25 protein-coding genes and 1 tRNA gene are annotated in these 26,267 nt (G+C 71.1%); 15 read left to right on the top strand and 11 right to left on the bottom strand.

Annotated elements, in window-relative coordinates:
- Nucleotides 1-35: 35 nt before the first annotated feature.
- Both ABD954_RS22105 and ABD954_RS22100 read right to left on the bottom strand, forming a co-directional pair.
- A complete protein-coding gene (locus ABD954_RS22105; protein ID WP_345488129.1) occupies nucleotides 36-236 on the bottom strand; it encodes a DUF397 domain-containing protein in 201 nt (66 codons plus the stop codon).
- Nucleotides 237-251: 15 nt separating this feature from the next.
- Nucleotides 252-1,115, bottom strand: a complete 864-nt coding sequence (locus ABD954_RS22100; protein ID WP_345488128.1) for a helix-turn-helix domain-containing protein — start codon at nucleotides 1,113-1,115, stop codon at nucleotides 252-254.
- 555 nt (nucleotides 1,116-1,670) lie between these two features.
- Here ABD954_RS22100 and ABD954_RS22095 point away from each other — a divergent pair.
- Nucleotides 1,671-2,102 (top strand): ATP-binding protein, encoded by a 432-nt coding sequence (locus ABD954_RS22095; RefSeq protein ID WP_345488127.1) that lies wholly within the window; start codon nucleotides 1,671-1,673, stop codon nucleotides 2,100-2,102.
- A 62-nt stretch (nucleotides 2,103-2,164) separates the two neighbouring features.
- Here the strand turns inward: ABD954_RS22095 and ABD954_RS22090 are convergent, their stop codons facing one another.
- From ABD954_RS22090 to ABD954_RS22070, 5 genes are all read right to left on the bottom strand, one after another.
- Entirely contained in the window at nucleotides 2,165-2,413 is a 249-nt protein-coding gene (locus ABD954_RS22090; protein WP_345488126.1) for a hypothetical protein, read from the bottom strand.
- 541 nt (nucleotides 2,414-2,954) lie between these two features.
- Nucleotides 2,955-3,785, bottom strand: coding sequence for a helix-turn-helix domain-containing protein (locus ABD954_RS22085; protein WP_345488125.1), 831 nt, complete (start codon nucleotides 3,783-3,785; stop codon nucleotides 2,955-2,957).
- Nucleotides 3,782-4,303 carry a DUF6879 family protein gene (locus ABD954_RS22080; protein WP_345488124.1) on the bottom strand — a complete coding sequence of 174 codons (522 nt, stop codon included), beginning with the start codon at nucleotides 4,301-4,303 and terminating at the stop codon, nucleotides 3,782-3,784. Before ABD954_RS22080 ends, ABD954_RS22085 begins: the two co-directional genes overlap by 4 nt.
- The gene (locus ABD954_RS22075) at nucleotides 4,290-4,481 is read right to left on the bottom strand and encodes a hypothetical protein (RefSeq protein ID WP_345488123.1); all 192 of its coding nucleotides are present in this window, start codon (nucleotides 4,479-4,481) and stop codon (nucleotides 4,290-4,292) included. The genes ABD954_RS22080 and ABD954_RS22075 overlap by 14 nt, the downstream gene beginning before the upstream one ends.
- 358 nt (nucleotides 4,482-4,839) lie before the next feature.
- Nucleotides 4,840-6,411, bottom strand: coding sequence for a hypothetical protein (locus tag ABD954_RS22070; RefSeq protein WP_345488122.1), 1,572 nt, complete (start codon nucleotides 6,409-6,411; stop codon nucleotides 4,840-4,842).
- A 283-nt stretch (nucleotides 6,412-6,694) separates the two neighbouring features.
- On the opposite strand from ABD954_RS22070, the gene ABD954_RS22065 reads away from it, so the two are divergent.
- The 7 genes from ABD954_RS22065 (at nucleotide 6,695) to ABD954_RS22035 (ending at nucleotide 14,618) form a co-directional block, all read left to right on the top strand.
- On the top strand, nucleotides 6,695-7,747 hold the full coding sequence (locus tag ABD954_RS22065) for an ABC transporter substrate-binding protein (RefSeq protein ID WP_345488121.1): 1,053 nt from the start codon (nucleotides 6,695-6,697) through the stop codon (nucleotides 7,745-7,747).
- Nucleotides 7,748-7,750: 3 nt separating this feature from the next.
- Nucleotides 7,751-8,626: a siderophore-interacting protein gene (locus ABD954_RS22060; RefSeq protein ID WP_345488120.1), complete on the top strand. Its 876-nt coding sequence runs from the start codon at nucleotides 7,751-7,753 to the stop codon at nucleotides 8,624-8,626.
- A 173-nt stretch (nucleotides 8,627-8,799) separates the two neighbouring features.
- Entirely contained in the window at nucleotides 8,800-10,239 is a 1,440-nt protein-coding gene (locus tag ABD954_RS22055) for a pyridoxal phosphate-dependent decarboxylase family protein (RefSeq protein ID WP_345488118.1), read from the top strand.
- Nucleotides 10,226-11,509, top strand: a complete 1,284-nt coding sequence (locus tag ABD954_RS22050; RefSeq protein ID WP_345488116.1) for a lysine N(6)-hydroxylase/L-ornithine N(5)-oxygenase family protein — start codon at nucleotides 10,226-10,228, stop codon at nucleotides 11,507-11,509. The genes ABD954_RS22055 and ABD954_RS22050 overlap by 14 nt, the downstream gene beginning before the upstream one ends.
- A complete protein-coding gene (locus tag ABD954_RS22045) occupies nucleotides 11,506-12,045 on the top strand; it encodes a GNAT family N-acetyltransferase (protein WP_345488114.1) in 540 nt (179 codons plus the stop codon). The genes ABD954_RS22050 and ABD954_RS22045 overlap by 4 nt, the downstream gene beginning before the upstream one ends.
- Nucleotides 12,042-13,826, top strand: coding sequence for an IucA/IucC family protein (locus tag ABD954_RS22040; RefSeq protein ID WP_345488112.1), 1,785 nt, complete (start codon nucleotides 12,042-12,044; stop codon nucleotides 13,824-13,826). The genes ABD954_RS22045 and ABD954_RS22040 overlap by 4 nt, the downstream gene beginning before the upstream one ends.
- Nucleotides 13,827-14,012: 186 nt before the next feature.
- A complete protein-coding gene (locus tag ABD954_RS22035) occupies nucleotides 14,013-14,618 on the top strand; it encodes a hypothetical protein (RefSeq protein ID WP_345488110.1) in 606 nt (201 codons plus the stop codon).
- On the opposite strand, the gene ABD954_RS22030 is transcribed toward ABD954_RS22035, so the two are convergent.
- Nucleotides 14,611-15,552, bottom strand: a complete 942-nt coding sequence (locus tag ABD954_RS22030; RefSeq protein WP_345488108.1) for a hypothetical protein — start codon at nucleotides 15,550-15,552, stop codon at nucleotides 14,611-14,613. The two genes, ABD954_RS22035 and ABD954_RS22030, sit on opposite strands and share 8 nt — an antisense overlap.
- 87 nt (nucleotides 15,553-15,639) lie before the next feature.
- Nucleotides 15,640-17,325 carry a beta-N-acetylhexosaminidase gene (locus ABD954_RS22025; protein ID WP_345488106.1) on the bottom strand — a complete coding sequence of 562 codons (1,686 nt, stop codon included), beginning with the start codon at nucleotides 17,323-17,325 and terminating at the stop codon, nucleotides 15,640-15,642.
- A gap of 132 nt (nucleotides 17,326-17,457) precedes the next feature.
- Between ABD954_RS22025 and ABD954_RS22020 the strand changes: the two genes are divergently transcribed.
- Nucleotides 17,458-17,733, top strand: coding sequence for a hypothetical protein (locus tag ABD954_RS22020; protein WP_345488104.1), 276 nt, complete (start codon nucleotides 17,458-17,460; stop codon nucleotides 17,731-17,733).
- Nucleotides 17,734-17,777: 44 nt separating this feature from the next.
- Nucleotides 17,778-19,595: a glutamine--fructose-6-phosphate transaminase (isomerizing) gene (gene glmS, locus ABD954_RS22015; protein ID WP_345488102.1), complete on the top strand. Its 1,818-nt coding sequence runs from the start codon at nucleotides 17,778-17,780 to the stop codon at nucleotides 19,593-19,595.
- A gap of 139 nt (nucleotides 19,596-19,734) precedes the next feature.
- Here the strand turns inward: glmS and ABD954_RS22010 are convergent, their stop codons facing one another.
- Nucleotides 19,735-20,298, bottom strand: a complete 564-nt coding sequence (locus ABD954_RS22010; protein WP_345488100.1) for a GPR1/FUN34/YaaH family transporter — start codon at nucleotides 20,296-20,298, stop codon at nucleotides 19,735-19,737.
- 211 nt (nucleotides 20,299-20,509) lie between these two features.
- Nucleotides 20,510-21,031, bottom strand: a complete 522-nt coding sequence (locus ABD954_RS22005) for a universal stress protein (RefSeq protein WP_345492381.1) — start codon at nucleotides 21,029-21,031, stop codon at nucleotides 20,510-20,512.
- A 346-nt stretch (nucleotides 21,032-21,377) separates the two neighbouring features.
- Between ABD954_RS22005 and ABD954_RS22000 the strand changes: the two genes are divergently transcribed.
- From ABD954_RS22000 to aspT, 5 genes are all read left to right on the top strand, one after another.
- On the top strand, nucleotides 21,378-21,875 hold the full coding sequence (locus tag ABD954_RS22000) for a hypothetical protein (protein WP_345488098.1): 498 nt from the start codon (nucleotides 21,378-21,380) through the stop codon (nucleotides 21,873-21,875).
- A gap of 307 nt (nucleotides 21,876-22,182) precedes the next feature.
- Nucleotides 22,183-23,361 (top strand): helix-turn-helix domain-containing protein, encoded by a 1,179-nt coding sequence (locus ABD954_RS21995; RefSeq protein ID WP_345488096.1) that lies wholly within the window; start codon nucleotides 22,183-22,185, stop codon nucleotides 23,359-23,361.
- Nucleotides 23,362-23,481: 120 nt separating this feature from the next.
- Entirely contained in the window at nucleotides 23,482-24,096 is a 615-nt protein-coding gene (gene orn, locus ABD954_RS21990) for an oligoribonuclease (RefSeq protein WP_345488094.1), read from the top strand.
- A gap of 117 nt (nucleotides 24,097-24,213) precedes the next feature.
- Nucleotides 24,214-24,286, top strand: a tRNA-His gene (locus ABD954_RS21985).
- 238 nt (nucleotides 24,287-24,524) lie between these two features.
- Entirely contained in the window at nucleotides 24,525-26,207 is a 1,683-nt protein-coding gene (gene aspT, locus ABD954_RS21980; RefSeq protein WP_345488092.1) for an aspartate-alanine antiporter, read from the top strand.
- The last annotated feature ends 60 nt before the right edge of the window (nucleotides 26,208-26,267 follow it).

Here is a 26,267-nt window from a genome sequence, read left to right as displayed (position 1 = left end):
CCCGCGGCCGGACTCATCACGTCAGGCGGGCCTGGTCACTTCAGGCCGCGGTCCTTCAGCGTGCCGACGAACGACGCCCAGGCGTCCGCCCCGAAGACCAGGTGGGGCCCTGCGGCCGTCTTGCTGTCCCGCACCGGCACGGCGCCCGGAACGCCGTCCGAGACCTCGACGCACTGCCCGTTCCCACTGCTGTAACTGCTGCTGCGCCACGCGAGCGTGGCCGGCTCGTACCGCATTCCGCGCACCTTCTCTCACTCTCTCCCTTCCGCAAGCCTAGTCAGCAGGTCCGCACTGTCGTTCGGCCCGAGGGCCACGGCCTGCAGATGCTCGAACATCGACTTGTAGCGTCGGAGCTCCGCCTCCGACTCCAGGAAGAGGTCTCCGGCGGGGGTGTCCAGGTAGACGAGTTCCGGGTCGTCCGCGTCCGGGAAGTCCATGTGCACGAAGCTGCCCGTCATTCCGGCATGCGCGCCCTTCTCGAACGGGATCACCTGGAACGTCACGTTCGGCTCCGAGGCGAGTCGCAGCAGGTGCCGTACTTGTTCCCGCATGACCTGCGGACCGCCCACCCTGCGTCTCAGGGCGGCCTCGTCCACGATGGCCCACAGCTGTAGCGGTCGGTCCTTCGTGAGGACGGCCTGCCGTTCCATGCGAGCCTGGACGCGTTGCTCGATCTGTTTCTGACTGGCCGTCGGCAGAACGCCCTTGATCACCTCGTGGGCGTAGGGCTCGGTCTGGGCGAGCCCGGGAATGAACAGCGACTCGTAGTTTCGGACCGTCCGCGCTTCGGCCTCGAACCCGATGTACGAGGCGTACTCCTCGGGGAGCTCCGAGTGGTACGGCCGCAGCCAGCCCTGATCGTTCGAACCGCTCTGGAGCGCCAACAGGTCCGCGCGCTGCCGGTCGTCGGCCTGATACAGGTCCAACAGGCTCACCAGAGTGCGCTTCTGCGGCCGCGCACGCGAACGCTCGATGCGATAGAGCGTCGCCGCGTTGATCCCGGTCCGCTCCGTCACGTCTTCGCGGGTGAGCCCTGCCAATGCACGGAGCTTCCTCAACTCGGCGGCGAGCCTGCGCAGTCGGACGGTCGGTGGGCGCGGGCGCTTGTCCGGCATGCTGCGGTCCCTTCTCTGCCGGGTGGTACCCGCGAGTGTGCGCCGTCACCGCGTCGGCGCTCAACTCAGTCGAACGGTCGAAGCAATTTCGCAATCCTTGCGTTCTCCAGGATTGCGAAGGCATGCTGTGCGTACGGTCACACGTCGATCGCGCAGCGCGACGACGTGGTGGCCCTGCCGACCTGGGCTGAAACAGAGAGACCCCCGCGACCGTGCGACCGGTCCGGGGGCATGGCCAACGCTTCAGAGGAGCGTCAACATGCGTCACCCTATCGCCCGCCTCGTCGGGCTGCTGTTGCGGCTGTTACTGCCGCCGACCGGCCGCCGACGCCGGTGCGCCGACTCCGCTCGCGCCGTGACGGGGGCGGCACCTCCACCTCGTGGCGTGCCCGTCCTCCGGGGAGAGGACTGTCGACTCGTACGCCCCTACCTCCTCCACCACGAGGAACGGGAACGCGCCCGCTTGCAACGGCAGAGGCGGCGGGCGCTGTGGCTGGCCGTTCATGGCGTGGACGTGGGGCCGCGCCTGATCCACGGTGTGGAGGTGGCGGCCTGATGGAACGGACCTACACCACCCCGCACGAACGCGAACCGATCGTCAAGCGGTGGCCGCAGGGCCCGAGGAGCGTCCCGCTGGCCCGGCGGGCGCTGCGCGAGGCGCTGGACGACTGGGGGTTGCGGGACCTCCAGGACGCGGCGTCGCTCGTGCTCTCGGAGTTGTTGACCAACGCGGTCCGGCACGGCCGGGTGCCGGGACGGGAGATCGAGACGCGCTTCGTCTCGAACCCCGTCGGACTCCGCATCGAGGTGCACGACGCGTCGGAGCATCGGCCCCTGATGGCCCTGCCCGCGCCCGATGCCGGAGGCGGATGGGGACTTCCGCTCGTGGACACGCTCTCGGAGAAGTGGGGCGTCTGCGACCGAGAGGGCCCGGGGAAGCTGGTCTGGGCCGAACTGACCGCTGAACCGGATTCCGGCCACTCCTGAACTCACGAGCCCTGGCCGTCCGCCTCCGTGAGGCCGGCGGACGGCCAGCGCCTTCTCCCCCTCTACGCCCAGTAGATCGAGCTCGTAGGCGCCACCATCTCCGGTGTGGTGCCTTCGACGGTCAGGTTCCCGGTCCACAGTTCGTACCGGTTGCAATAGGAGCTTCCGAAGGCGATGCGCCGGCCTCCGGGTTCCAGCTTCCAGCCCACCCGGTCCCACCGGGCAAGGAGATCGCCGCAGACGAAGGCCCGGTGGGCCTGGAGCATGATCCACCGCCCTTTCTCCGTCTCGGCGGCCGTCTCCTTGTTCATGGCGGCCGCCAACTGCCACAGTCTCGACCAGTCGACACCCGGAGTCAGCGGCCCACGACCCCCACCTCGCCCAGCCTCCGTGCGTCGAGGTGATGGGTCGCATAGCCGAAGATGACCCCGAACAGCTGGAAGACACAGGTCCGACTGCGGCCTTCCACGCCACCGCTGTCGTGCATATCGTCGACTCCGTTCAGCACCGCGGCCCGGACGTCTTCTCCACGTCCGGGCCGCGCTTCGTCCGATGAGGGGCGTCAGGTCAGCAGCCTGCGCGGGCCGGCGCCGACGGGGGGCACCGGTTGGCGTGCCAATAGGCGGGGACCAAATTCGCGGCGTCCTCCGGGCGCCGATAGCCGCGCCGGACGGGCTCAGTCGGGCCGATGGCCTGCCGACACGCGGGGCAGACCTGCCCCGCAGGGGCGTACGTGCCGTACTCCAGGTATCCGACTTCAGCGCCCGATGCCGACGCCGTTCTCAATCTCGCCATGCCATCCGCCTCCTGGGTTCGTGACGGATCGATGGTCCTGCGGACAGCGGAGCAGATCTAGCCCGTTTCCTGTTCGCTCAAGAAGTCATCTCGGATGTGTTCCAGGAGCGCACGCATGTCGTTACCTGAAAGGGCCAGAAGCGCGAATCCATCGAACTTGCGGAGGTAAAGCGCAACATCGCGCGGGTCAGTAACGACTATCTCGGCGTGCACCGTCTCGACGGTGACCATGCGCTCATCACGAATGACGAAGGCATGGTTTGCAATGTCCTTCCGCCGAGCCGCGAGGGGGACTACGCGAATGTCCACATGCGACAGCCTCGACAACGAGATGATGCGATCGAGTTGTGCAGCCATCATCGACGGCGAGACGATCTTCCAACGAAGGACGGTCTCGGTCAGGACGAAGCGAAGCGTCTTGGAACTGTCGAACAGGACGGCTTGGCGTTCCAGCCTGCCGCTGATGGTACGTGCGAGCACTTCCTCGCTCAGCTCATGGCGCCGCAGCACAGCACGGATGTACTCGGGCGTCTGCAGAAGTCCGGGGACGAGTGCCGGCTGAAACAGGCGCAGAGAAGTCATCTGAGCTTCGAGGGCCATGGTCGCGTACTGCCCCTTGTGGAGGCCGGCTCGCCTGAGGAGCCGCCACGCGGTCGCCTCGGTGGTAGCGGCTCTTGCCACTTCGGTGTACTCATCCTTGATCGCGGTGGACACACCGATGGCGGTGAGGATGCGCTCGACATCGGCCGCGCTTGGCAAGAGCCTGGCGTGCTCGATCTTCGACAGCTTGGAAGGAGACATGAGTGCGCTACGGGCCACCGCTTTGGCGTCCTTTCCGGACGCCTCACGTAGAGCCCGCAGCGCGGTGCCGAGCTGTGATGGGTTCACTCGCCGTGCTTCGCCCACCAGTCCGTGAACGGCTCGGCGTGCGCGAGGGCTGTCTGGCGGAATCCGACGAATCTCTCCGCCTCGGACGCGGGTAGCACCTTCGCCCCTCGGAAGACGCCGTGCTCGTCGTATTCCATCGCTGCCGTGTCGGTGGAATCGAAGAGCCAGAAGTCCGGCACGCCCACCAGCGGATTCGGCGCGTCGGTCACGTCGAGGATGAAGAACTCCTCCCCACCCGTCATGTTCTTCCGATATCCCCAGCCCAGCTCGAAGCGCAGGTAGTCCGTGAGCGGCCGAGCGAGAACGTGAACGCGATAGACGCGCTTGCCCTGGCCCGTGAGGGACCGGAGCTCGGCCACCCACTCGGCGTTGTAGCCGGCTGGTTGCGGCTCTCCCGCCCGGTACAACTCGTAGGCGTCCGTGTTCCCGGACCGGCTGTAGTCGTCAAGGGTCTCCAGACGGAACGCCTCACGCTCGAACGATTCGAAGAGGCTGCCGAGCGTCCTAGACGAGACCATCGGCAACGGCCTTCTTCAGCAGGTCCATGGGGATCTCGACCAGCGTCTCGTGTGCGGGAATCCTGAGGCCGTGATCGGTCGGCGTCTCCCCCTGCACAAGAAACGTCCCGCGGTCGGTCGCGTAGATCGTCGGACAGTCCTTGAGGTCACACGTGCTGACCAGCTTGGTCACCTGCATGCCGATCGGTTCCCCTCTCCGCCTGGTGGGAGCTCGCGGCTCCATGCCGCGCTCGATGCTCCCGAGGCCGCCGCCGGAGGGTCAAGGGATCACGGTTGAGAGAACGGGAAACCGTCCCTGGAGGCGCCACAGCGAGCGCCCGCTGCGCACCCCGCCCGTGCGCGGTGGGCGTCGCGTCCGTCGGAGCCAGCCGCGTCGGGCCGCCTTCAGGCCCGCCTCGAAGCGGCTGGTGTCGTTGAGGCGTTCAAGCAGGGCGGCCAACTGACGGCGGAGGGGCGGACCTGGACGCCCAGGCGCTTCCCGGCGCCCCCGTCCGGGAGGCCGGAGACCAGGGGGCGCACGAGCTCGCGGCCCCGTCTCACCGCCCAGCCCCCGGTGACACGTACGCGTCGTACCGGTCCCAGCCCGGCCCCGCCGGCAGCCGCACGGGCCGCCAGCCCCGGGCGTGGGCGGGCGGGGCGGCGCCGGCCGGGACGAGGACGGCGACCGGCATGCGGCGGGCGGCCGCGGTGATGCCGCCCGGGGTGATGGCGGCGTCGTGGCCGCCGACCGCACGCGAGGTGCAGCCCGTGTAGTAGCCGACCGGCACGTACTCCTTGCCGCTGACCAGGCACGGCGGCCGGACGCCGGCGCCGTGCAGGGCACTGGCGATGGACGTGAAGTGGGCGCGGGCGGACCGGCTGTGGGCGACGGCCCCCGCCAGCACGGTGTACTGGACGGCGAGATGGCCGAGCAGGAGACCGGTGAGCAGGCCGAGGGCCGCGGGCCGCCGGGCCCGGACCACCTTCCGGACCAGGGCGATCAGCGCCTCGGCGGCGGGCAGCGCCAGCAGGGCGTAGGCGGGCAGCAGGAAGCGGGGGGCCGCGTAGCCGACGGTGAAGAGGTACGGGGCGGCGAGCGAGAGCGCGGTCACGGTGGCGAGCACGGCGGGGGCGCCCCGCCCGGCCCGGCGGGCGGCGGCGATGCCGGCGGCGACGGCGACCGGCAGCACGAACCACCACAGGGCGGTGACCGGGTGTTGCCAGGGCACGTCGCAGGGCCGGCACAGGGTCCGGCCGGCCAGGGCCCGTACGTGGTCGTCGACGGACCAGTACCAGCCGAGGGAGCCCTGGATCTCGCCGGCCCGCCGCAGCCGGGCGGCGAGGCCCCCGTAGTGCGCGTACGCCTCGGCGATCCACGGCAGGGCACCGAGCAGCGGCGCGGCGACGAGGACCGGGAAGACGGCCCGGCGGCGGCGCCAGGCGGGCACGAGCAGGGCCGCCGCGAGGAGCGGCAGGGCGAGCCAGAGTCCTTCGGAGGGCCGCAGGAGGGCGACCGCGCAGACGGTGGCGCCGAGGCCGGCGAGGGCGGCGCGGACCCTCGGGGGCGTCCCGCCCCGCGTGCCCTCGCCGCTCCCGCCGGTGGTCGTCACGGCGCGGGTCGTCACGGCGGTGAGGAAGCAGCCGACGGCGGCCAGGGCGCCGAAGGCGCACCAGAGGTTGGGCATCACGCGCGGGCCGTAGAACAGGGTGATCCACAGTCCGGTGAACAGGGCGCCGGCGGCGGTCAGGACGGGTGCGGGCAGGGTCCGGCGCCAGGCCCACAGGGCGCCGAACAGGGCGGCTCCGGACAGCAGGGCCAGGTAGACGCGGATCGCGGTGGTGGAGGCGGTGAGGGCGGCGACCGGGGCGACGAGGTAGGTGATGCCCCGGGCGCGGGGGGCGCTGAAGAAGGCGGGCGGGGCGTTGCCGCCGACCTGGCTGACGTAGACGGCCTCGTCCCATCCGAGTCCCGATCCGGGGACGACGAGGGCGAGTTGGAGGAGGGTGAAGAGGGCGGCGAGGGCGGCGGGCCAGAGGAGGGCGGGCGGCGGCTGAAACCCTGCGGTCCGCGGGCGGCGGGAGTCGGCGGCGGAGGGTCTCGGTACGGGGACGGTGAGGGGGTTGTTCATCCGGTCCACGCTGCTGGGGCGGGTGCCCGGCGGCCAGCCGACGTACCGTGCCGACCTGGGGCGTCACTCCGTCAGGCGCGTGAGGGGCGGACGAAGTGACGGCCCGTGGCCCGGCGGCGCGGCCGGGTGCGGGCGCGCCGGGGCGGCGCGGAGGGGCCCGGCCCGGGGTGGCGGGCCTCACTCGTATTCGGCCATCCCCACCCTGTTGATCCCGATGAGGTTAGGCTAACCTACCCTCGACTTGACCAGGCCGACCCCGGCACGTACCGAAAGCGACTTCGCCATGCCCAGCAACGCCCGAGCCACTTCCCTCACCCGCCGCGGCCTGCTCGCCGCGGGCGGCGCCCTCGGGCTCGGCGCCGCGCTGGCCGCGTGCGGCACCAAGGGTGGCGACAAGGACGGCGGCTCCACCAAGGCCGGCGAGAAGACCGGCCCCTGGGAGTTCACGGACGACCGCGGCCAGAAGGTGACGGCCAAGGCCACCCCGAAGAACATCGTCGCCTTCACCGGCACGGCCGCCGCCCTGAAGGACTTCGGCGTCGAGGTCAAGGGCGTGTTCGGCCCGACCTACGTCGAGGACCCGAAGACCAAGGCCAAGAAGCCGGACGTCCAGGCGGGCGACCTCGACATCACCAAGGTCAAGGTCATCGGCAACGTCTGGGGCGAGTTCAAGATCGAGGAGTACCTCAAGCTCCAGCCCGAGCTCCTCATCACGGACATGTGGGAGAAGAACGACCTCTGGTACGTCCCGGCGGAGCAGAAGGAGAAGATCCTCAAGATCGCTCCGAGCGTCGCCCTGTGGGCGGCCGACAAGTCGATGCCGGCCGTCCTCCAGCGCCACGCCGACCTGGCCGCCTCGCTCGGCGCCGATGTGCAGACCGCGCAGATCAAGGCGGACAAGGCCCGCTTCGAGGCCGCCGCCGAGCGCCTGCGCAAGGCCGCCCAGGGCAAGAAGGACATCAAGGTCCTCATCGGCTCCGGCTCCCCGGACCTCTTCTACGTCTCCACCCCGGTCCGCCCGACCGACACGCTCTACTTCAAGGAGCTGGGCGTCAACATCGTCACGCCCACCAAGCTCGACCAGGGCGGTTGGTTCGAGGGCCTGAGCTGGGAGAACGTCGACAAGTACCAGGCCGACGTCATCATGCTCGACAACCGCACCTCGGCCCTGCAGCCCGAGGCCCTGAAGGCCAAGCCGACCTGGGCCGCGCTGCCCGCCGTCAAGGCCGGCCAGGTGATCCCGCGCGTGACCGAGCCGATCTACTCGTACGCCAAGTGCGCCCCGCTCCTGGAGGACCTGGCGAAGGCCCTCGAGAACGCCAAGAAGGTGTCCTGACCCATGACGAACGCCGAGACCGCCCCGTTCCAGTTCTTCTCGCTCCAGGTCGACCGGACGCGGCGGCTCGGCCCGTCGCTGGTGCGCGTCACGTTCACCGGTGAGGACCTGAAGCGCTTCGCCGCCGGCGGCCGCGACCAGTCGCTGTCCCTCTTCCTGCCGCACCCGGGCCAGGACGCGCCGGTGCTGCCGCCGCTCGACAACCCGGACATGTACGCGATCCTCGGCGCCTACCGGGCGATGCCGCACGACGAGCGGGCCGTGATGCGCTCGTACACGGTCCGCGAGCAGCGCACCGAGCCGGTCGCCGAGATAGACATCGACTTCGCGGTCCACGAGGACGGCGGCCCCGCCTGTCGCTGGGCCCAGCACGCCAAGCCGGGCGACCGGGTGGTCGTGCTCGGTCCGGCCGTGGCCGACAACACCGGCGTCCGCTTCCGGCTGCCCGAGGACGCGGACTCGGTCCTCATCTGGGGCGACGAGACGGCCCTGCCGGCCGCCTCCGCGATCCTTCAGTGGCTGCCGGCCGAGACCCGCGCCCACGTCTACCTCGAAGTCCCCTACTCCGGCGACCGCATGGAGCTGGCGACCGAGGCCGACGCGACCATCACCTGGCTGGTCCGGGAGGAGGGCGCGCCGTCGGCCGTGGAGGCGATCGCGGCCGCGGAGCTGCCCGGCGCGGACCCGTACGTCTGGATCGCGGGCGAGTCGGGCGTGGTGAAGGCGCTGCGCCGTCACTTCGTGCGCGAGCGCGGTCTCGACCGGCGCCGGGTGACGTTCGTGGGCTACTGGCGCAAGGGCCTGTCCGAGGACGCGCTGCGCGAGGTCCCGGACGAGACCCAGGAAGACGAGCGTACGGACGCGCCGACGGGAGCCTGACTCCCGCCGCTCCGCACGGGCGCCAATCTCCGCCCCCCACAGGGCGCACGGCCCCTCGGTCCTCAAGGACCGGGGGGCCGTTGTGCATCTAACTTAGGTTAGGCTAGCCTTACTTTGACCTCGCGGGGTTTCGGTCCCCCGCCCGCGTACCCCTCATCCCGGAAGGGCCCCACATGCGCTCCCACCTGCTCAACGACACGACGGCGGAGGCATACCGACGCTCCGTCACCGAAGGTGTGGAGCGCGTGGCGCGGAAACTCGCCACCACCCGCGGCCCGTTCACCGGTGTGACCCCCGCCGAGCTCGCCCCCGTCATCGACGCCGTCGACCTCGACCGGCCGCTCGGCGACGCCTCCGCCGCCCTCGACGAGCTGGAGGACGTCTACCTCCGCGACGCGGTCTACTTCCACCACCCCCGCTACCTGGCCCACCTCAACTGCCCGGTGGTCATCCCCGCCGTCCTCGGCGAGGCCGTGCTCTCCGCCGTCAACTCCTCCCTGGACACCTGGGACCAGAGCGCCGGCGGCACCCTCATCGAGCGCAAGCTCATCGACTGGACCACCGGCCGCATCGGCCTCGGCCCGCTCGCCGACGGCGTGTTCACCAGCGGCGGCACCCAGTCCAACCTCCAGGCGCTGCTCCTCGCCCGCGAGGAGACCGGCACGAAGGACCTCGGGAAACTGCGGATCTTCGCCTCCGAGTGCAGCCACTTCAGCGTCCAGAAGTCGGCCACCCTCCTCGGCCTCGGCGCCGACGCCGTCATCTCCATTCCGGTCGACCGCCACCGCCGCATGCAGTCCGTTCTCCTCGCCGCCGAGCTGGAGACCTGCCGCGCCGAGGGCCTGGTCCCGATGGCGATCGTCGCCACCGCCGGCACCACCGACTTCGGCTCCATCGACCCGCTGCCCGAGATCGCCGCCCTGGCCGCCGAGTACGGCGCCTGGATGCACGTGGACGCGGCCTACGGCTGCGGCCTGCTCGCCTCGCCCACCCGCCGCCACCTCCTGGACGGCATCGAGCGGGCCGACTCCGTCACCGTCGACTACCACAAGTCCTTCTTCCAGCCGGTGAGCTCCTCGGCCGTGCTGGTCCGCGACGGCTCCACACTGCGCCACGCCACGTACCACGCGGACTACCTCAACCCCCGCCGCACGGTGGTCGAGCAGATTCCGAACCAGGTCGACAAGTCCCTCCAGACCACCCGCCGCTTCGACGCGCTCAAGCTGTGGATGACCCTGCGCGTCATGGGCGCCGACGGCGTCGGCGAGCTCTTCGACGAGGTCTGCGACCTGGCCCGGGCCGGATTCGAACTGCTCGCCGCCGACCCGCGCTACGACGTGGTCGTCGAGCCGCAGCTGTCCACCCTCGTCTACCGCTACATCCCCGAGGCCGTCACCTCGCCCGCCGACATCGACCGCGCCAACCTCTACGCCCGCAAGGCCCTGTTCGCCTCCGGCGAGGCCGCCGTGGCCGGCACCAAGGTCGACGGCAAGCAGTACCTCAAGTTCACCTTGCTCAACCCCGAGACGACCGTCGCCGACATCGCCGCCGTCCTCGATCTGATAGCCGGCCACGCCGAGCAGTACCTGGGAGAGAACCTTGTCCACGCCTGATACGACCGACACGTACGACTTCATCGGCATCGGGCTCGGTCCCTTCAACCTCGGCCTCGCCTGCCTCACCGAGCCCATCGACGAGCTGAACGGCCTCTTCATCGAGTCCAAGCCGGACTTCGAGTGGCACTCCGGCATGTTCCTGGAGGGCGCCCACCTCCAGACCCCGTTCATGTCGGACCTCGTCACCCTCGCCGACCCGACCTCCCCCTACTCCTTCCTCCAGTACCTGAAGGAGAAGGGCCGCCTGTACTCGTTCTACATCCGCGAGAACTTCTATCCGCTGCGGACCGAGTACAACGACTACTGCCGCTGGGCCGCCGGGAAGCTCTCCTCGATCCGCTTCTCCACCACCGTCTCCACCGTCGCGTTCGACGAGTCCGCCCAGGAGTACGTGGTCACCACCGAGGCCGGCGAGGCGTTCCGGGCCCGCAAGCTCGTGCTGGGCACCGGCACCCCGCCGTACGTCCCCGACTCCTGCCGGGACCTCGGCGGCGACCTCATCCACAACTCGCGCTACCTCCCCAGCAAGGAGGCGCTGCAGAAGAAGAAGACGATCACGCTGGTCGGCAGCGGCCAGAGCGCCGCCGAGATCTATTTCGATCTGCTGAGCGAGATCGACGTCCACGGCTACCGGCTCAACTGGGTGACCCGCTCCCCGCGCTTCTTCCCGCTGGAGTACACCAAGCTCACCCTGGAGATGACCTCCCCCGAGTACGTGGACTACTTCCACGCGCTCCCCGAGCGGACCCGCTACCGCCTGGAGACGGAGCAGAAGGGCCTGTTCAAGGGCATCGACGGCGAGCTCATCGACGCCATCTTCGACCTGCTCTACCAGAAGAACCTGGCCGGCCCCGTCCCCACCCGCCTGCTCACCAACTGCGCGCTGCACACCGCCGCCTACGACGAGACCAGCGGCACGTACACGCTGGGCTTCCGCCAGGAGGAGCAGGAGAAGGACTTCGAGCTGGAGACCGACGGCCTGATCCTCGCCACCGGCTACAAGTACAGCGTCCCCGCCTTCCTGGAGCCGGTCCGCGACCGGCTCCGCTGGGACTCCCAGGGCCGCTTCGACGTGGCCCGCAACTACTCGGTGGACACCACCGGCCGCGGGGTCTTCCTGCAGAACGCCGGCGTCCACACCCACTCGATCACCTCGCCCGACCTGGGCATGGGCCCGTACCGGAACGCCTACATCATCGGAGAGATGCTGGGTCGCGAGTACTACCCCGTCGAGAAGACCATCGCGTTCCAGGAGTTCGCCGTATGACCGTCCACGACATCAGCATCCGCCCCCTCGACCCCCTGAAGGACGCGGAACTGATCCACCCCTGGGTCACCGACCCCAAGGCCGCCTTCTGGATGATGCAGGGCTTCAAGCTCCAGGACGTCGAGCGCGAGTACATGGCGATCGCCGCCAACCCGCACCACGACGCCTTCATAGGCAGCGTGGACGGCGAGCCCGCCTTCCTCATGGAGCGCTACGACCCCGCGAAGGTCGAGCTCGTCGGGCTCTACGAGGCGCAGCCCGGCGACGTCGGCATGCACTTCCTCGTCGCCCCCACCGACACCCCGGTGCACGGCTTCACCCGCCGGGTGATCACCGCCGTCATGGCCGAGCTGTTCGCCGACCCGGCCACCGCGCGCGTGGTCGTCGAGCCGGACGTCCGCAACACCGCCGTCCACGCGCTCAACGAGGCCGTCGGCTTCGTGCCCGACCGCGAGATCCAGAAGCCGGAGAAGAAGGCCCTGCTGAGCTTCTGCACCCGCGCCCAGTTCGAGGCCGCCGTGGGAGTCGCCGCGTGAGCACCTTCACCGACCCCGTCGCCCACCTCACCCCCGAGCGCTGGGCCGACGCCAACCGCGCCCTGATCCGCAAGGGCCTCGCCGAGTTCACCCACGAGCGCCTGCTCGACCCGCAGGAGCTCGGCGACAGCCGCTACCGGGTCCTCAGCGACGACGGCCGCACCGAGTACCGCTTCACCGCCGACCGGTTCGCCCTCGACCACTGGCAGGTCTACCCGGAGTCCATCAGCCGCCACCGCGGCGACGAGCAGCTCCCGCTCGACGCCCTGCAGTTCATCACCGAGCTGCGCGGCTCGCTCGGCCTGAGCGACGAGATCCTGCCGGTCTACCTGGAGGAGATCTCCTCCACCCTCGCCGGCACCGCGTACAAGGCGACCAAGCCGCGCGTCACCGCCGCCGAACTGGCCCGGTCCGGCTTCCAGGCGATCGAGACCGGGATGACCGAGGGCCACCCCTGCTTCGTCGCCAACAACGGCCGGCTCGGCTTCGGCGTCGACGAGTACCGCGCCTACGCCCCCGAGGCGGCCGCCCCGATCCACCTGGTGTGGCTGGCCGCGCACCGCGACCGCACCACCTTCACCGCCGGTGCCGGCATCGAGTACGAGGCGTTCATCCGCGCCGAGCTCGGCGACAAGGCCGTCGACGGCTTCGCCGCCACCCTCGCCGAGCGGGGCCTGGACCTCGCCGACTACCTGCTGGTGCCGGTCCACCCCTGGCAGTGGTGGAACAAGCTGTCCGTCACCTTCGCCGCCGAGGTCGCCCAGCAGCGGCTCGTCTACCTGGGCGAGGGCGACGACGCCTACCTGGCGCAGCAGTCCATCCGTACCTTCTTCAACACCTCCGACCCCGCCAAGCACTACGTGAAGACGGCCCTGTCCGTCCTCAACATGGGCTTCATGCGGGGCCTGTCCGCCGCCTACATGGAGGCCACGCCGGCCATCAACGACTGGCTGGCGGGGCTGATCGAGGCCGACTCCGTCCTGAAGGCGGCCCGCTTCTCGATCATCCGCGAGCGGGCGGCGGTCGGCTACCGGCACCTGGAGTACGAGGCCGCCACCGACCGCTACTCCCCCTACCGCAAGATGCTGGCCGCCCTGTGGCGCGAGTCGCCGGTCGCGTCCCTCGCCGAGGGCGAGCGGCTCGCGACCATGGCCTCGCTGCTGCACGTCGACCACGCGGGTGCGTCCTTCGCCGGCGCCCTGATCAAGGAGTCGGGCCTCGCCCCGGCCGAGTGGCTGCGCGGCTACCTGGACGCCTACCTGCTGCCGGTGCTGCACTGCTTCTACGCGTACGACCTGGTCTACATGCCGCACGGCGAGAACGTGATCCTCGTCCTCGACGAGCGGGGCGCCGTCGCCCGCGCGATCTTCAAGGACATCGCCGAGGAGATCTGCGTCATGGACCCCGACGCGGTGCTCCCGCCCGCGGTGGAGCGGATCCGCGCCGAGGTCCCCGAGGACATGAAGCTGCTGTCCGTCTTCACGGACGTCTTCGACTGCTTCCTCCGCTTCCTGGGCGCGACCCTGGCCGCCGAGGGCGTCGTCGGCGAGGACGAGTTCTGGGGGACGGTCGCCGAGTGCGTGAAGGACTACCAGGACTCCAAGCCGGAGCTGGCGGACCGCTTCGCGCAGTACGACATGTTCACGGAGACCTTCGCCCTGTCGGCGCTCAACCGGCTCCAGCTGCGCAACAACCGCCAGATGGTCGACCTGGCCGACCCGTCGGCGGCGCTCCAACTGGTCGGCGACCTGGTGAACCCGATCGCGCGGTTCGCCCACTGAGACCGCCGGCCGGCGTCCCCAGGCCCTCGCCGGCCGGCAGCATCCAGAGCGGGCGCACTCCCGAGGACGGTCCCTCGGAAGTGCGCCCGCTCTTGCGCGCGACCGCTCCCCGCCGTTCGGGCGATCACCCTGTGTCACGGGGCCGGGCTCGTCGACTACCGGCGGTGGCTGTGCCAGCTTGGCCGGGTGATGACTCGAATCGCGCGGGGGCTCGTGGGTACGGCACTGGCGGTGGCCCTTGCGGGGGTGGCCGGGTGCGGGGGCGGATCCGGTACGCCGGACGGCCCGACGGAGACCACGCAGACCCCGACGGGAAGCGCGGAGCCGGGCGGCACGGCGGAGCTCTTCCCCGGCGGTGGCGGCCAGGCCGCCCCGGCCCACGTGCCGACCGCGAAGGTGCGCGAGAAGAAGCGCGTGCCGGTGCACGTCAGGAACACCTCCGACGGGTCCGTGCCCCTCGGGACTCCCCGTGCGGCGCCGAACGATCACAAGACGCTGGCGCAGGCGGATCGCGGCACCTGTCCCGAGGTGCTGCCCGGAGGCGGGAGCTGTGTGATGAATCTCGACGTGACCCCCCTCGAAGAGGGGTCCTTCTCCGGAGAGATGACCTTCGAGAGCGGAGGCACGGCGGTCGTCGTGCCCTACTCCGGGGAAGCGGTCGGCGACGGCCCCACGGACACCGGGTCGCCGACGAGCGAGAGTCCGCTCCCCACCGACACGACCCCGACCGAGACCACTGACCCGGACACCGACACCGACACCGACCCGTCCCCGGACACCGACATCACCTGACGGACGAGGTCAGGGCCACCCGCACGGAGTCGTCGTCGGGCAGGACGACCGTCAGGTGGTCCTGGCTCCGCGAGGCGTGGGACACCAGGTAGAAGCGGGACGGGGACTTCACGAGCAGGCGGAATCCCCGGTACTGGTGCCGGTAGGGGCCCTTCGCGGTCCCGACGTCCCGGTACGTGATGTGCTTCGCGTCGTGCGTCAGCGGGATGCGCGAGTAGACGACCACGCGCAGGCTCTCGGCGTGACCGCCTTCCTTGGCCGTCCACGCGTCGATCTCCCCGGCGTCACCCACGTACCGGGTCATGCCGAAGAACAGGCTCATGGCCAGCAGCCCGATCAGCAGGGCGCCGCCTCCGGCCCACATCCGGTCGGCGGTCTCGTCGTGTCGGTCCGGGGCGTTCGCGCTCCGCTGCAGACGCTGCTGCACGGCGAAGAAGGCCAGGGTGGCCCCCAGGGCCACGACGAGGATCGGGACGTACTCGGTCCCCCACCAGCTCTTGGGAAGCGGTACCCAGATCTCCCGCCCGAAGAAGACCGGAAACCCCAGCATCGCCATCAGCAGGCCCACGGCGAGGAGCCATCGGCACACCGTTCGGCGCAGGCGCGCTCGTCCCGGACGGGCCAGCACATGGCCGACCCGTCCGAGCACCAGCAGGACGACCAGTCCGCACACCAGCAGGAACCACACCGGACCGAAGATCGCCTCCGGGCTCCTGGCCAGGTAGGCCTGGACGGAAAGCTGGAGGTCGGCCGCCGGCACACCGAAGCTCGCGTAATAGGCGTCGGTGTACACGCTGCCGAAGTAGTACAGCAGGCCGATGACGGCCGTCCCCGGCGCCACCACGTACGCCGCCTTGCCGAGGAGCGACGTCATCGGCGACGGCGGAGGCGGCGGCGTGTCCGGGCGGGACGGCTCCTCCTTCGGCTCGGTCATGCCGACAGTCTCCGCACCGCCGCCCCGCCCCGCACCCACAGTCGGGCCAACCGGTCTACCGGTACGCCGGCCTGCGGGCCCGTCGGCCTACTCCCACGGCACCTGCGCCGAGCGGTGGTACGCGATCCCCAGCGCCTCGAACCGGGGCCCCTGCGCCGCGAGGCGCAGCCGGTACGCCTCCCAGTCGTGCGTGGCCGCCGGTGACCAGCCCAGTTCGGCCACGCCCGGCAGGCGCGGGAAGGCCATCGTGTCGAGGTGGGTGCTCGTGGAGAGCGTCTCGGTCCACAGGGGCGCTTCGACACCCGCGACGGCCGTCTCCGGCACTCCGGCCAGGTACGCGCCGGGGTTCCAGTCGTAGGAGCGGCGCACGTCCACGTATCCGGCCCAGGACAGGCCGAGCGGGGTGTCCTTGTCGTACTTCATGTCGAGGTAGGCCCGGTCGGCCGGGGAGAGGATCAGCCGCGTCCCCGCCCGTGCGGCCGCCGCGACCTGTTCCTTCTCCGCCGCCGAGGTGCGGTCCAGGCCCCAGTACTGGGCGAGGGCGCCGGGTGCGGGCCGGGCGCCGGTGAGCTGGTGCCAGCCGATGACGGTCTTGCCGTACTTCGCGACCACCGGCTGCACCCGGTCCATGAAGGCGAGGTAGTCGGCGTGGCTGGTGGAGTGCGCCTCGTCGCCGCCGATGTGGAGGTAGCGGCCGGGGGTGAGCGCGGCCAGCTCGCGGATCACGTCGTCCACGAAGTCGTACGTGATCTCCTTCCGCACGCACAGGGTGCTGAAGCCGACCTCCGTGCCCGTGTAGAGGGGAGGGGCGACGCCGTCGCAGTTGAGTTCGGCGTAGGAGGAGAGGGCCGCGTTGGTGTGGCCGGGCATGTCGATCTCGGGGACGACCTCCTGGTGGCGGGAGGCGGCGTAGCGGACGATCTCGCGGTAGTCGTCCTTGGTGTAGAAGCCGCCGGGGCCGCCGCCGACCTGGGTGGAGCCGCCGTGGGTGGTGAGCCGGGGCCAGGAGTCGATGGCGATGCGCCAGCCCTGGTCGTCGCTCAGGTGGAGGTGCAGTTTGTTGATCTTGTAGAGGGCGAGCTGGTCGATGTACCGCTTGACCTGCTCGACGGTGAAGAAGTGGCGGGAGACGTCGAGCATGGCGCCCCGGTAGGCGTAGCGCGGGGTGTCGGTGACGGTGCCGCCCGCGATCCGCCAGGGGCCGGGCTGCACGGTCCGCTTCTCCACGGCCGCGGGGAGCTGCTGGCGCAGGGTCTGCACGCCGCGGAAGAGTCCGGCGGGCGCGCGGGCGGTGAGGGTCACCCCGGCGCGGGCGGAGCGCAGTTCGTATCCCTCGTCGCCGAGGGCGGTGGCGGCCCGGTCGAGCCGGAGCAGGATGCCGCCGCGGGCCGCGTCGTCGTCGACGACGGGCAGCGGGTAGCCGGTGGAGGGGCGGAGCAGTCCGGCGAGGTAGCGGCCGATGTCGCGGACCTCGCGGTCGGCGGAGTCGACGCGGACGGCGGTGGTGCGGGTGAGCGTGTACGGCGCTCCGCCGGGGGTGACGGAGGCGGGGGCGGGGATGACGGCGCCGAGCGGCGTCACGCCGGCGGCCGGGGCGGGCGCGGGTGGCGGGGCGGTCGTCGCGCCGAGGGCCGAGAGGCCGGCGGCGAGCAGGAGGAGCGGGCGCAGGAGGCGGGGGCGGAGGAGGCGCGGAAACGTGCTGCGCTGTCTCACGGGCAGGTCCCTTCGATGGGGAGTGCGGTGGCGAGCAGGTCGTGTCCGAACGGTCACCATGCGTACCGTGTGCCCCTCCTGCGGTCAAGGTGTAGACCAATTAGCCCATCCGGCGGCGTGATCAAGACCGCACCTGCCCGATATCGGGCAGGATTCTTGCAATGAACCTGCGATACCCCTCAGTATTCACGGGTGCTCGAACGCCGACCGTCGCACGACGACCTCATCGACCATCTGGTCCGCAGCACCGCGCTCCAGCGCGGTGAGGCCGCCCGGGTGGTGCTCGACGTGCTGGCGTACTTCGACGAGTCGACCGAGGAGTTCGTCCGGCGCCGCCACCGCGAACTCCAGTCCGGCGGCTCGGTGAACGCCGAGATCTTCGAGCGGATCGCGGCCGAGCTGCCGCACCGCGCCGTGGCGCCGCCGGAGCTCTCCCTCCGGCAGCTGCGCCGGATCGTCTACGGCTGAGCACCGGCCGGGCACACCTGACTACCTGGAGGGCTTACACCTTTATGTGCGGAATCGTCGGTTACATCGGCAAGCGTGACGTCGCTCCCCTGCTGCTGGAAGGTCTGCAGCGCCTGGAGTACCGGGGGTACGACTCCGCCGGCATCGTCGTCACCAGCCCCAAGGCCGCCGGCCTGAAGATGGTGAAGGCGAAGGGCCGGGTCCGCGACCTGGAGGCCCGGGTCCCCAAGCGCTTCGCCGGCACCACCGGCATCGCGCACACCCGCTGGGCCACCCACGGCGCCCCGAGCGACGTCAACGCCCACCCGCACCTCGACCCCGAGAACAAGGTCGCCGTCGTCCACAACGGCATCGTCGACAACGCGGCCGAGCTGCGCGCCAAGCTGGAGGCCGAGGGCGTCGTCTTCGCCTCCGAGACCGACACCGAGGTCATCACCCACCTCATCGCCCGCTCCCAGGCCGACTCCCTGGAGGAGAAGGTCCGCGAGGCGCTCAAGCACATCGAGGGCACCTACGGCATCGCCGTCATGCACGCCGACTTCAACGACCGCATCGTGGTGGCCCGCAACGGCTCCCCGGTCGTCCTCGGCATCGGCGAGAAGGAGATGTTCGTCGCCTCCGACGTCGCCGCCCTGGTCACCCACACCCGCCAGGTCGTCACCCTCGACGACGGCGAGATGGCCACCCTGAAGGCCGACGACTTCCGCACCTACACCACCACCGGCGCGTCCACCAACGCCACCCCGGAGACCGTGGAGTGGGAGGCCGCCTCCTACGACATGGGCGGCCACGACACGTACATGCACAAGGAGATCTCCGAGCAGCCCGACGCGGTCGACCGCGTGCTGCGCGGCCGGATCGACGACCGCTTCTCCACCGTGCACCTCGGCGGCCTCAACCTGGACGCCCGCGAGGCCCGCTCCATCCGCCGGATCAAGATCCTCGGCTGCGGCACCTCGTACCACGCCGGTCTGATCGGCGCCTCCCTCATCGAGGGCATGGCCCGCATCCCCGCCGACGCCGAGCCGGCCTCCGAGTTCCGCTACCGCAACCCGGTCGTGGACCCCGACACCCTCTACATCGCCGTCTCCCAGTCCGGTGAGACCTACGACGTCCTCGCCGCCGTCCAGGAGCTCAAGCGCAAGGGCGCCCGGGTCCTCGGCGTCGTCAACGTGGTCGGCTCGGCCATCGCCCGCGAGGCCGACGGCGGCGTCTACGTGCACGCCGGCCCCGAGGTCTGCGTCGTCTCCACCAAGTGCTTCACCAACACGGTGGTCGCCTTCGCGCTGCTCGCCCTGCACCTCGGCCGCATCCGCGACCTGTCCGTCACCGACGGCAAGCGGATCATCGAGGGCCTGCGCAAGCTGCCCGGCCAGATCGAGGAGATCCTCAAGACCGAGGACGAGATCAAGAAGCTGGCCAAGGAGTACGCCGGCGCCCAGTCGATGATGTTCATCGGCCGCGTCCGGGGCTACCCGGTCGCCCTGGAGGCCTCCCTCAAGCTGAAGGAGATCTCCTACATCCACGCCGAGGCGTACCCGGCCTCCGAGCTGAAGCACGGCCCTCTCGCCCTGATCGAGCCGGCCCTGCCGACCGTCGCCATCGTCCCCGACGACGACCTGCTGGAGAAGAACCGCGCCGCCCTGGAGGAGATCAAGGCCCGCAGCGGCCGCATCCTCGCGGTCGCCCACCAGCCGCAGGAGAAGGCCGACCACACCATCGTCGTGCCGAAGAACGAGGACGAGCTCGACCCCATCCTCATGGGCATCCCGCTCCAGCTCCTCGCCTACCACACGGCACTCGCCATGGGCCGCGACATCGACAAGCCGCGCAACCTGGCCAAGTCCGTCACGGTCGAGTAGCACGCAGGGGCCCCGGGCCTGTCCCCCGGAGCCCCGCCCGCCGGGCCTGTCCCCCGGCGGTCGACCGGACACGAAGGCGGTCCCTGTGCTTCCCAGGAGCACAGGGACCGCCCTTTTCGCGCCGTTACGGCTTCACGGCTCAGCTCGCCGTCGCCGCGCCGCGGCTGCGGCGGGCCAGGGAGGTCGGCCACCCCGCGACCGCCGCCGTGGCGCCGTACCAGGCCGCGAGGCCGGCCACCGCGGCGACCCAGCCGCCCGCCTTGCCGAGGCCCGCGTGGTCGGCGAGGGCGCCTGTGCCCATGAGCAGCAGGGCGACGAACAGCAGCCCGTGGACGCCCTGGCCGAAGAGCCCGCTGCCCTTCGCGGCCGCGGTCAGGGTGAGCGCGAGCAGCGCCCACAGCAGCAGGAACAGACCGGCGGCCTCGGCCGAGCCGCTGTCACCGACGCCCGTGCCCCAGGTGAACCAGAAGGCGCCGAGCGCCGAAGAGGCGGTGCCCTCGGCGGTGTTGCCGGCGCGCAGGGCGAGCAGGCCGACGAGGAACAGGGTCACACCGCCGACCCAGGTCGCCAGTCCGGCCGCGTCCGCCGCGCCGACGTGGTCGATCACGCCGGTGGAGCCGAGGCCGAAGGCCAGCAGGGTCAGTCCGAGTGCGAGGCGTCCGAGCGTGGCGGTGGTGTTTCCCGCGGCGACTTCGTTGTCCACGGCGGGCTCCCTTCAGGTGCGCAGTCGTGCTGCGTGGGCTGCTTTGTTCCGGTGGACTTTATGTACCCTTCACAAGCGCACAAATCACCTGAGGAAGGCCGAAAATATGGCCGTATCAAGGGAGTTGAGGGAGTCGCCCCGAGGAGCGGACGGTGCGTTCGCGCCGCGAGGCGGCGCCGGGGGACGCGCTGAGGCGGCGCCGGGGGACGCGCTACGGGATGACGACGACGGGACGCTGGGCGCGCCGCGCGAGGCGCCCGGCCACCGAGCCGAAGATCCGGCCGACGATGCCGTGCGTGGAGCCGACCACGATCGCGTCGGCCGCGTACTCCCGGCCGACCTCCTCCAGCTCGTGACAGATGTCGCCACCGCGCTCGACGAGGATCCAGGGCACCTCGGCGAGGTGTTCGGCGCAGGCGAGCTCGAGCCCGAGGACCTCGGTGCGGTGGTCGGGCACGTCGACGAAGACCGGCGGCTCGCAGCCGGCCCACACGGTGGTGGGCAGCCGGTTGGCGACGTGCACGATGATCAGGCCCGAGCCGGAACGGCGGGCCATGCCGATGGCGTACGCGAGGGCGCGTTCACTGGACGTGGAGCCGTCGAAGCCGACGACCACTCCGTGCCGGAAGGCCGGGTCGCAGGCGTGGCGTGGCTGTTCCACCGCGAGGGGGTCGACCGTGGAATCGGCGACGCGCTTGCGGTCCGCGGGTTCGGGGATTTCGTGACCGGCCATCGGTGTCTCGGCGAAGAGGGTCCTCATGAGAGGGACGGAAAGGACGGGGAGCGGAACAACGGTTGGCGGCGGAGCAGCGTCCGGGAATCATCTTCCCAAGGCCATACCCCCAAGGGTACGGCGACACTCCTCTCGTGCCCAGGGGCCGCTGTGGCCGGCCCTCGGTGGCGCCGCAGCAGGGTCCGTACGGCGTTCCAGGGAGCATGCACGAGCCCCGCGCCGTAGCGCAATGCCGGATGTGCCCTACAGGCGTCCGTACGGGGGCCAAACGGACGCCCCGCGCAGTGACCGGAACGTTCCGCTCCTCGTTCCCACAGGTCACGCCACCGTCGCAGGGAGTTCGCCCGTGCCCGCACCGTCACCCATCGGCACCGCTACCGACACCGCCGGCGAGGCCCGCGCCGCCACCGGTCCCGCCACGGCCTCCGCCGCCCGCGCCGCGGCGCTGGCCTCCGCCGAGACCGTCACGGCCGTCTTCGTGCCGCCCCGCACCGGCCCGGCGGGCCGGACCGCCGGGCCGCGCGGGCGCCGCCGGGCACCGGAGCCGGCGGCGCCGGGCGGGCGGGGGGCGCCGGGCGGTCCGGGGCCGGACGCGGTGAGCGACGTGGTGCGCTGGGCGGTCTTCGCGTGCGTCCTCGTCCCGGTCGTGCTCCTCGTCTACGGCTCGTCGGTGGGCGGCGCGGCCGGCGCGGCCCTCGGGCTCGCCGCCGTGACGGCCGTCTGCCGGGTGCTGCTGCGCCGGTCCGAGCGCGGGCTGCGCGCCGAGGCGCACGCCGGTTCCCGCGCGGGGTCGCACGGCGGCCGGGGGCGCCCCCGCCCGGCCGCGAACCACTCGCGGAGTTGACAGGGTCGCACAGCCGATCCCGTATGTTTTCGGCCAAGTTCCATCGCTTGGCGCGTCCTTGGCCGAAGCCCGCTCGCCCCGCGTACGGCCAGGCATCGCCGTTCCGGACCGCTCTCGGCGATCGAATGCTTCGCGCCAAGTTGCCATGTCGACAATGTGCCGGACGGAGAACGTGTCACGCCGGTGCCACGGGACGCAGTAGATTCGATCATGGGTACCGAAGACTGGGGTCTCGTGCAAAACCGAGGGGAAACGTGGCACAGCGACACGACCAGGGAGACGCCAACACCGAGGGGGGCTTAGCGTCATGAGCCAGGACCACTCTGCCGCACCGGAGGCGGCACGGAAGCTGTCCGGGCGCCGCCGTCGCGAAGTCGTCGCGGTACTGCTGTTCAGCGGTGGCCCCATCTTCGAGAGCTCCATCCCGCTCTCCGTTTTCGGCATCGACCGGCAGGACGCGGGCGTGCCCCGCTACCGGCTGCTCGTCTGCGCCGGCGAGGACGGCCCGCTGCGGACCACCGGCGGGCTGGAACTCTCCGCACCGTACGGCCTCGAGGCCATCAGCAGGGCTGGCACCGTCGTCGTGCCCGCCTGGCGCTCGATCACCTCGCCGCCGCCCCCCGAAGCGCTCGAAGCGCTCCGCAGGGCACACGAGGAGGGCGCGCGCATCGTCGGTCTGTGCACCGGCGCGTTCGTCCTCGCCGCGGCCGGGCTGCTCGACGGCCGCCCGGCGACCACGCACTGGATGTACGCGCCGACGCTCGCCAAGCGCTACCCCTCGGTCCACGTGGACCCGCGGGAGCTCTTCGTCGACGACGGCGACGTGCTGACCTCGGCCGGCACCGCGGCGGGCATCGACCTGTGCCTGCACATCGTGCGGACCGACCACGGCACGGAGGCCGCGGGCGCCCTGGCGCGCCGCCTGGTCGTCCCGCCGCGGCGCACCGGCGGTCAGGAGCGCTACCTCGACAGGTCTTTACCCGAGGAGATCGGCGCCGACCCGCTGGCCGAGGTCGTCGCCTGGGCGCTGGAGCACCTCCACGAGCAGTTCGACGTGGAGACCCTGGCGGCCCGTGCGTACATGTCACGGCGGACCTTCGACCGCCGCTTCCGCTCGCTGACGGGCTCCGCCCCGCTGCAGTGGCTGATCACCCAGCGGGTGCTCCAGGCGCAGCGCCTCCTGGAGACCTCCGACTACTCGGTCGACGAGGTCGCCGGCCGCTGCGGCTTCCGGTCCCCGGTGGCGCTGCGCGGGCACTTCCGGCGGCAGCTCGGCTCCTCGCCGGCCGCCTACCGGGCCGCGTACCGGGCCAGGCGTCCGCAGGGCGAGGGCGGCACGGCGGTCCTCGACTCGGTCGTCCCGGCCCAGGCGCAGGTCCCGGCCGGCCCCCGCCGTCCGCCCCACCCGCTGGACCACGGCAAGCCGGCCTCGGACGTCTTCGCCTCCGGCCGCCCGGCCCTGCCGGGACAGCGCAGCGCCCCGTAGCCCGGCCGCACGGGCACCCGTACCGCGCGAGCCACAAGCCGCGCACCGAGAAACCGCGGGCCCCCCTGGGACACCTCCCAGGGGGGCCCGCGGCCGTACTTCGGCCATAAGGTAGGACGCATGAACGATCGCATGGTGTGGATCGACTGCGAGATGACCGGGCTCTCGCTGACGGACGACGCACTCATCGAGGTGGCCGCACTGGTCACCGACTCGGAACTGAACGTGCTCGGCGAAGGGGTGGACATCGTGATCCGCCCGCCGGACGCGGCCCTGGAGACCATGCCGGAGATCGTGCGCCAGATGCACACGGCCTCGGGACTGCTCGACGCCCTCGCCGAGGGCACCACCCTCGCCGACGCCGAGGCCCAGGTGCTCGCGTACATCCGCGAGCACGTCAAGGAGCCCGGGAAGGCTCCGCTGTGCGGGAACTCGGTCTCCACCGACCGCGGCTTCCTCGCACGGGACATGCCGGCCCTGGAGGGCCACCTGCACTACCGGATCGTCGATGTCTCCTCGGTCAAGGAGCTGGCCCGCCGCTGGTACCCGAGGGCGTACTTCAACAGTCCGGAGAAGAACGGCAACCACCGGGCGCTCGCCGACATCCGCGAGTCCATCGCGGAGCTGCGCTACTACCGCGAGGCGATCTTCGTCCCGCAGCCCGGCCCGGACTCGGACACCGCCAAGCAGATCGCGGCCCGTCACGTCATCCCCGGGCTGACCCACCCCGCGTAGGGCGTCCGCTCGCGCCCGTCGTCCCCCGCGGGAAAACGTGTGCGCGAGCACCCTCCCGGACCCTGTAGACTTCTTCTCGGCCGGTCGGGGAAACCTTCGGGAAAACCGCCGGTCGTGGTGGGTATAGCTCAGCTGGTAGAGCACCTGGTTGTGGTCCAGGATGTCGCGGGTTCGAGTCCCGTTACTCACCCTGATGGCCGAGGCCCCGGTTCGAGAGAACCGGGGCCTCGGCCGTTTCCCCGTTCCTGCCCCCAGGAGCGGGCGAGCGGCACCGGGGGCGGGCACCGCCACGGTCGGGGGCCACGTGGCGACGCAGCGCACCCTCACCCGTACGGCCGAGGCGGCCAGCCCGTCCCGTACACCGCTGCTAGCGTCCCCATATGTCCTATATCTTCACATTCCTTCACCCGCGGGCCCGGTGAGACCCGGTGGGAGTGATCAAGGACCATCCGGAACTCGCCGTCTTCCTCTGCCTCGGCGCCGGCTATCTCGTCGGCAAGCTGCGGGTCGGCCCCATCACCCTCGGCGGCATCTGCGGCACGTTGATCGTCTCGCTGCTCCTCGGCGCCTGGACCAAGGTCCAGGTCGACGGCGACGTGAAGACCGTCTTCTTCGCGATCTTCATCTTCGCCCTCGGCTACATGGCCGGGCCCCAGTTCTTCGCCAACCTCAACCGGAAGAGCCTGCGCTTCTTCGCGCTCTGCGGCATCGAGCTCGTGTGTGTGGTCGGCATCGCGTACGGCCTCGCCAAGGGCTTCGACCTCGACGTCGGCACCGCCTCCGGCATCCTCGCCGGCGCCGCCACCGAGTCCGCCGTGGTCGGCACCGCCACCGAGGCCATCGGCAAGCTCGACGGCCTGACGGCCGAGCAGATCACGACCTACCAGGGCCATGTGGCCACCGCGTACACCGTCTGCTACCTCTTCGGCCTGGTCACCATCGTGATCTACACCAGCCAGCTCATGCCGATGATGCTGCGGATCAACCTCCGCGACGCCTCGCGCGAGCTGTGGGAGCGGATGCGCGGCGGCAGCGGCGGCCTGGAGGCCGACGAGCGCGAGGCCCTGCCCGGCATGGTCGGCCGCACCTTCCTCGTCACCCAGGCCGACGGCCGCACCGTCCGCGACCTGGAGTCCTCGCTCGGCAACCGGATCACGGTCGAGGCGGTCAAACGGGGCAGCCAGGTCCTCACTCCCCCGCCGCCGGACTTCGAGCTCACCCTCTCCGACCTGGTCCTGGCCGTCGGCCGGCGGGCCAACATCATCGAGGCCGGCCGGATCATCGGACCCGAGACCCCGGCGGTCCCCGGCCTCGACACCCCCCTCGCCACCACCCAGGTCTCCCTCACCGACACCTCCGTCTCCGGCAAGTCCCTCGACGGGCTGCAGAAGGAGCACCCGGAGTTCGCCACCAGCGGCGTCTACGTCACCGAGGTGCTCCGCGGCGACCAGATGCTGCCCGCCAACCCCGACACCGTGGTCCAGCGCGGCGACGTGCTCACCCTGGTCGGCGCCCGTTCGGGCCTGGGCCGGCTGGTGGCGAAGATCGGTTCGGTGGTGAAGAACGACGCCACCGACTTCATCTACCTGGGCGCCGGCATCGCGGTCGGCTCGCTGATCGGCCAGATCGTGGTGAAGCTCGGCGACGTGCCGCTGTCGCTCGGCACCGGCGGCGGCTGTCTGATCTCCGGGCTGCTCTTCGGCTGGTTCCGCTCCCGCAGCCAGACCTTCGGCGCCTTCCCGCCGCAGGCCGCGACCACCCTGAAGGACATGGGCCTGGCCGTCTTCATCGCCTGCACCGGTCTGGTCTCCGGGCCGCAGGCCTGGCCGCTGCTCAAGGAGTACGGGGCGCTGCTCCCGGTCGCGGGTGTCGCCATGGTGCTCGTACCGGCGACGCTCTCGCTCGTCATCGGGCGCAGGTTCCTGCGGATCGAGCCGCCGCTGCTCATCGGCGCCATCGCCGGCCAGCAGTGCTCGACGCCCGCCATCACCTCGGTCACCCAGGTCGCCCAGAGCTCGGTGCCGATGCTCGGCTACACGATCACCTACGCCCTGTCGAACTTCCTGCTGCCGCTGACCGGCCCGCTGCTGGTCGGGATCCTCGGGGCGTGAACCGGTGAACCGCCGAAGCCCGGCGCGTCACCGGGGCCCCATGTGCCACAGGAGTCGCCC

Source organism: Streptomyces roseoviridis (assembly GCF_039535235.1).
Taxonomy (GTDB): Bacteria; Actinomycetota; Actinomycetes; order Streptomycetales; family Streptomycetaceae; genus Streptomyces; species Streptomyces roseoviridis.
This window is presented reverse-complemented; position numbering and strand designations above follow the sequence as displayed.

Excerpts from the sequence above, each read along its gene's own strand:
- ABD954_RS22005 (WP_345492381.1), bottom strand. The coding sequence starts at position 21,031 with ATGGCCGGTCACGAAATCCCCGAACCCGCGGACCGCAAGCGCGTCGCC.
- glmS (WP_345488102.1), top strand. The coding sequence starts at position 17,778 with ATGTGCGGAATCGTCGGTTACATCGGCAAGCGTGACGTCGCTCCCCTG.
- ABD954_RS22060 (WP_345488120.1), top strand. The coding sequence starts at position 7,751 with ATGACGAACGCCGAGACCGCCCCGTTCCAGTTCTTCTCGCTCCAGGTC.
- ABD954_RS22070 (WP_345488122.1), bottom strand. The coding sequence starts at position 6,411 with ATGAACAACCCCCTCACCGTCCCCGTACCGAGACCCTCCGCCGCCGAC.
- ABD954_RS22075 (WP_345488123.1), bottom strand. The coding sequence starts at position 4,481 with ATGCAGGTGACCAAGCTGGTCAGCACGTGTGACCTCAAGGACTGTCCG.
- ABD954_RS22055 (WP_345488118.1), top strand. The coding sequence starts at position 8,800 with ATGCGCTCCCACCTGCTCAACGACACGACGGCGGAGGCATACCGACGC.
- ABD954_RS21995 (WP_345488096.1), top strand. The coding sequence starts at position 22,183 with ATGAGCCAGGACCACTCTGCCGCACCGGAGGCGGCACGGAAGCTGTCC.
- ABD954_RS22045 (WP_345488114.1), top strand. The coding sequence starts at position 11,506 with ATGACCGTCCACGACATCAGCATCCGCCCCCTCGACCCCCTGAAGGAC.
- orn (WP_345488094.1), top strand. The coding sequence starts at position 23,482 with ATGAACGATCGCATGGTGTGGATCGACTGCGAGATGACCGGGCTCTCG.
- ABD954_RS22095 (WP_345488127.1), top strand. The coding sequence starts at position 1,671 with ATGGAACGGACCTACACCACCCCGCACGAACGCGAACCGATCGTCAAG.
- ABD954_RS22065 (WP_345488121.1), top strand. The coding sequence starts at position 6,695 with ATGCCCAGCAACGCCCGAGCCACTTCCCTCACCCGCCGCGGCCTGCTC.
- ABD954_RS22025 (WP_345488106.1), bottom strand. The coding sequence starts at position 17,325 with ATGGTGACCGTTCGGACACGACCTGCTCGCCACCGCACTCCCCATCGA.
- ABD954_RS22030 (WP_345488108.1), bottom strand. The coding sequence starts at position 15,552 with ATGACCGAGCCGAAGGAGGAGCCGTCCCGCCCGGACACGCCGCCGCCT.
- ABD954_RS22105 (WP_345488129.1), bottom strand. The coding sequence starts at position 236 with ATGCGGTACGAGCCGGCCACGCTCGCGTGGCGCAGCAGCAGTTACAGC.
- ABD954_RS22090 (WP_345488126.1), bottom strand. The coding sequence starts at position 2,413 with ATGAACAAGGAGACGGCCGCCGAGACGGAGAAAGGGCGGTGGATCATG.
- ABD954_RS22080 (WP_345488124.1), bottom strand. The coding sequence starts at position 4,303 with ATGGTCTCGTCTAGGACGCTCGGCAGCCTCTTCGAATCGTTCGAGCGT.
- ABD954_RS22100 (WP_345488128.1), bottom strand. The coding sequence starts at position 1,115 with ATGCCGGACAAGCGCCCGCGCCCACCGACCGTCCGACTGCGCAGGCTC.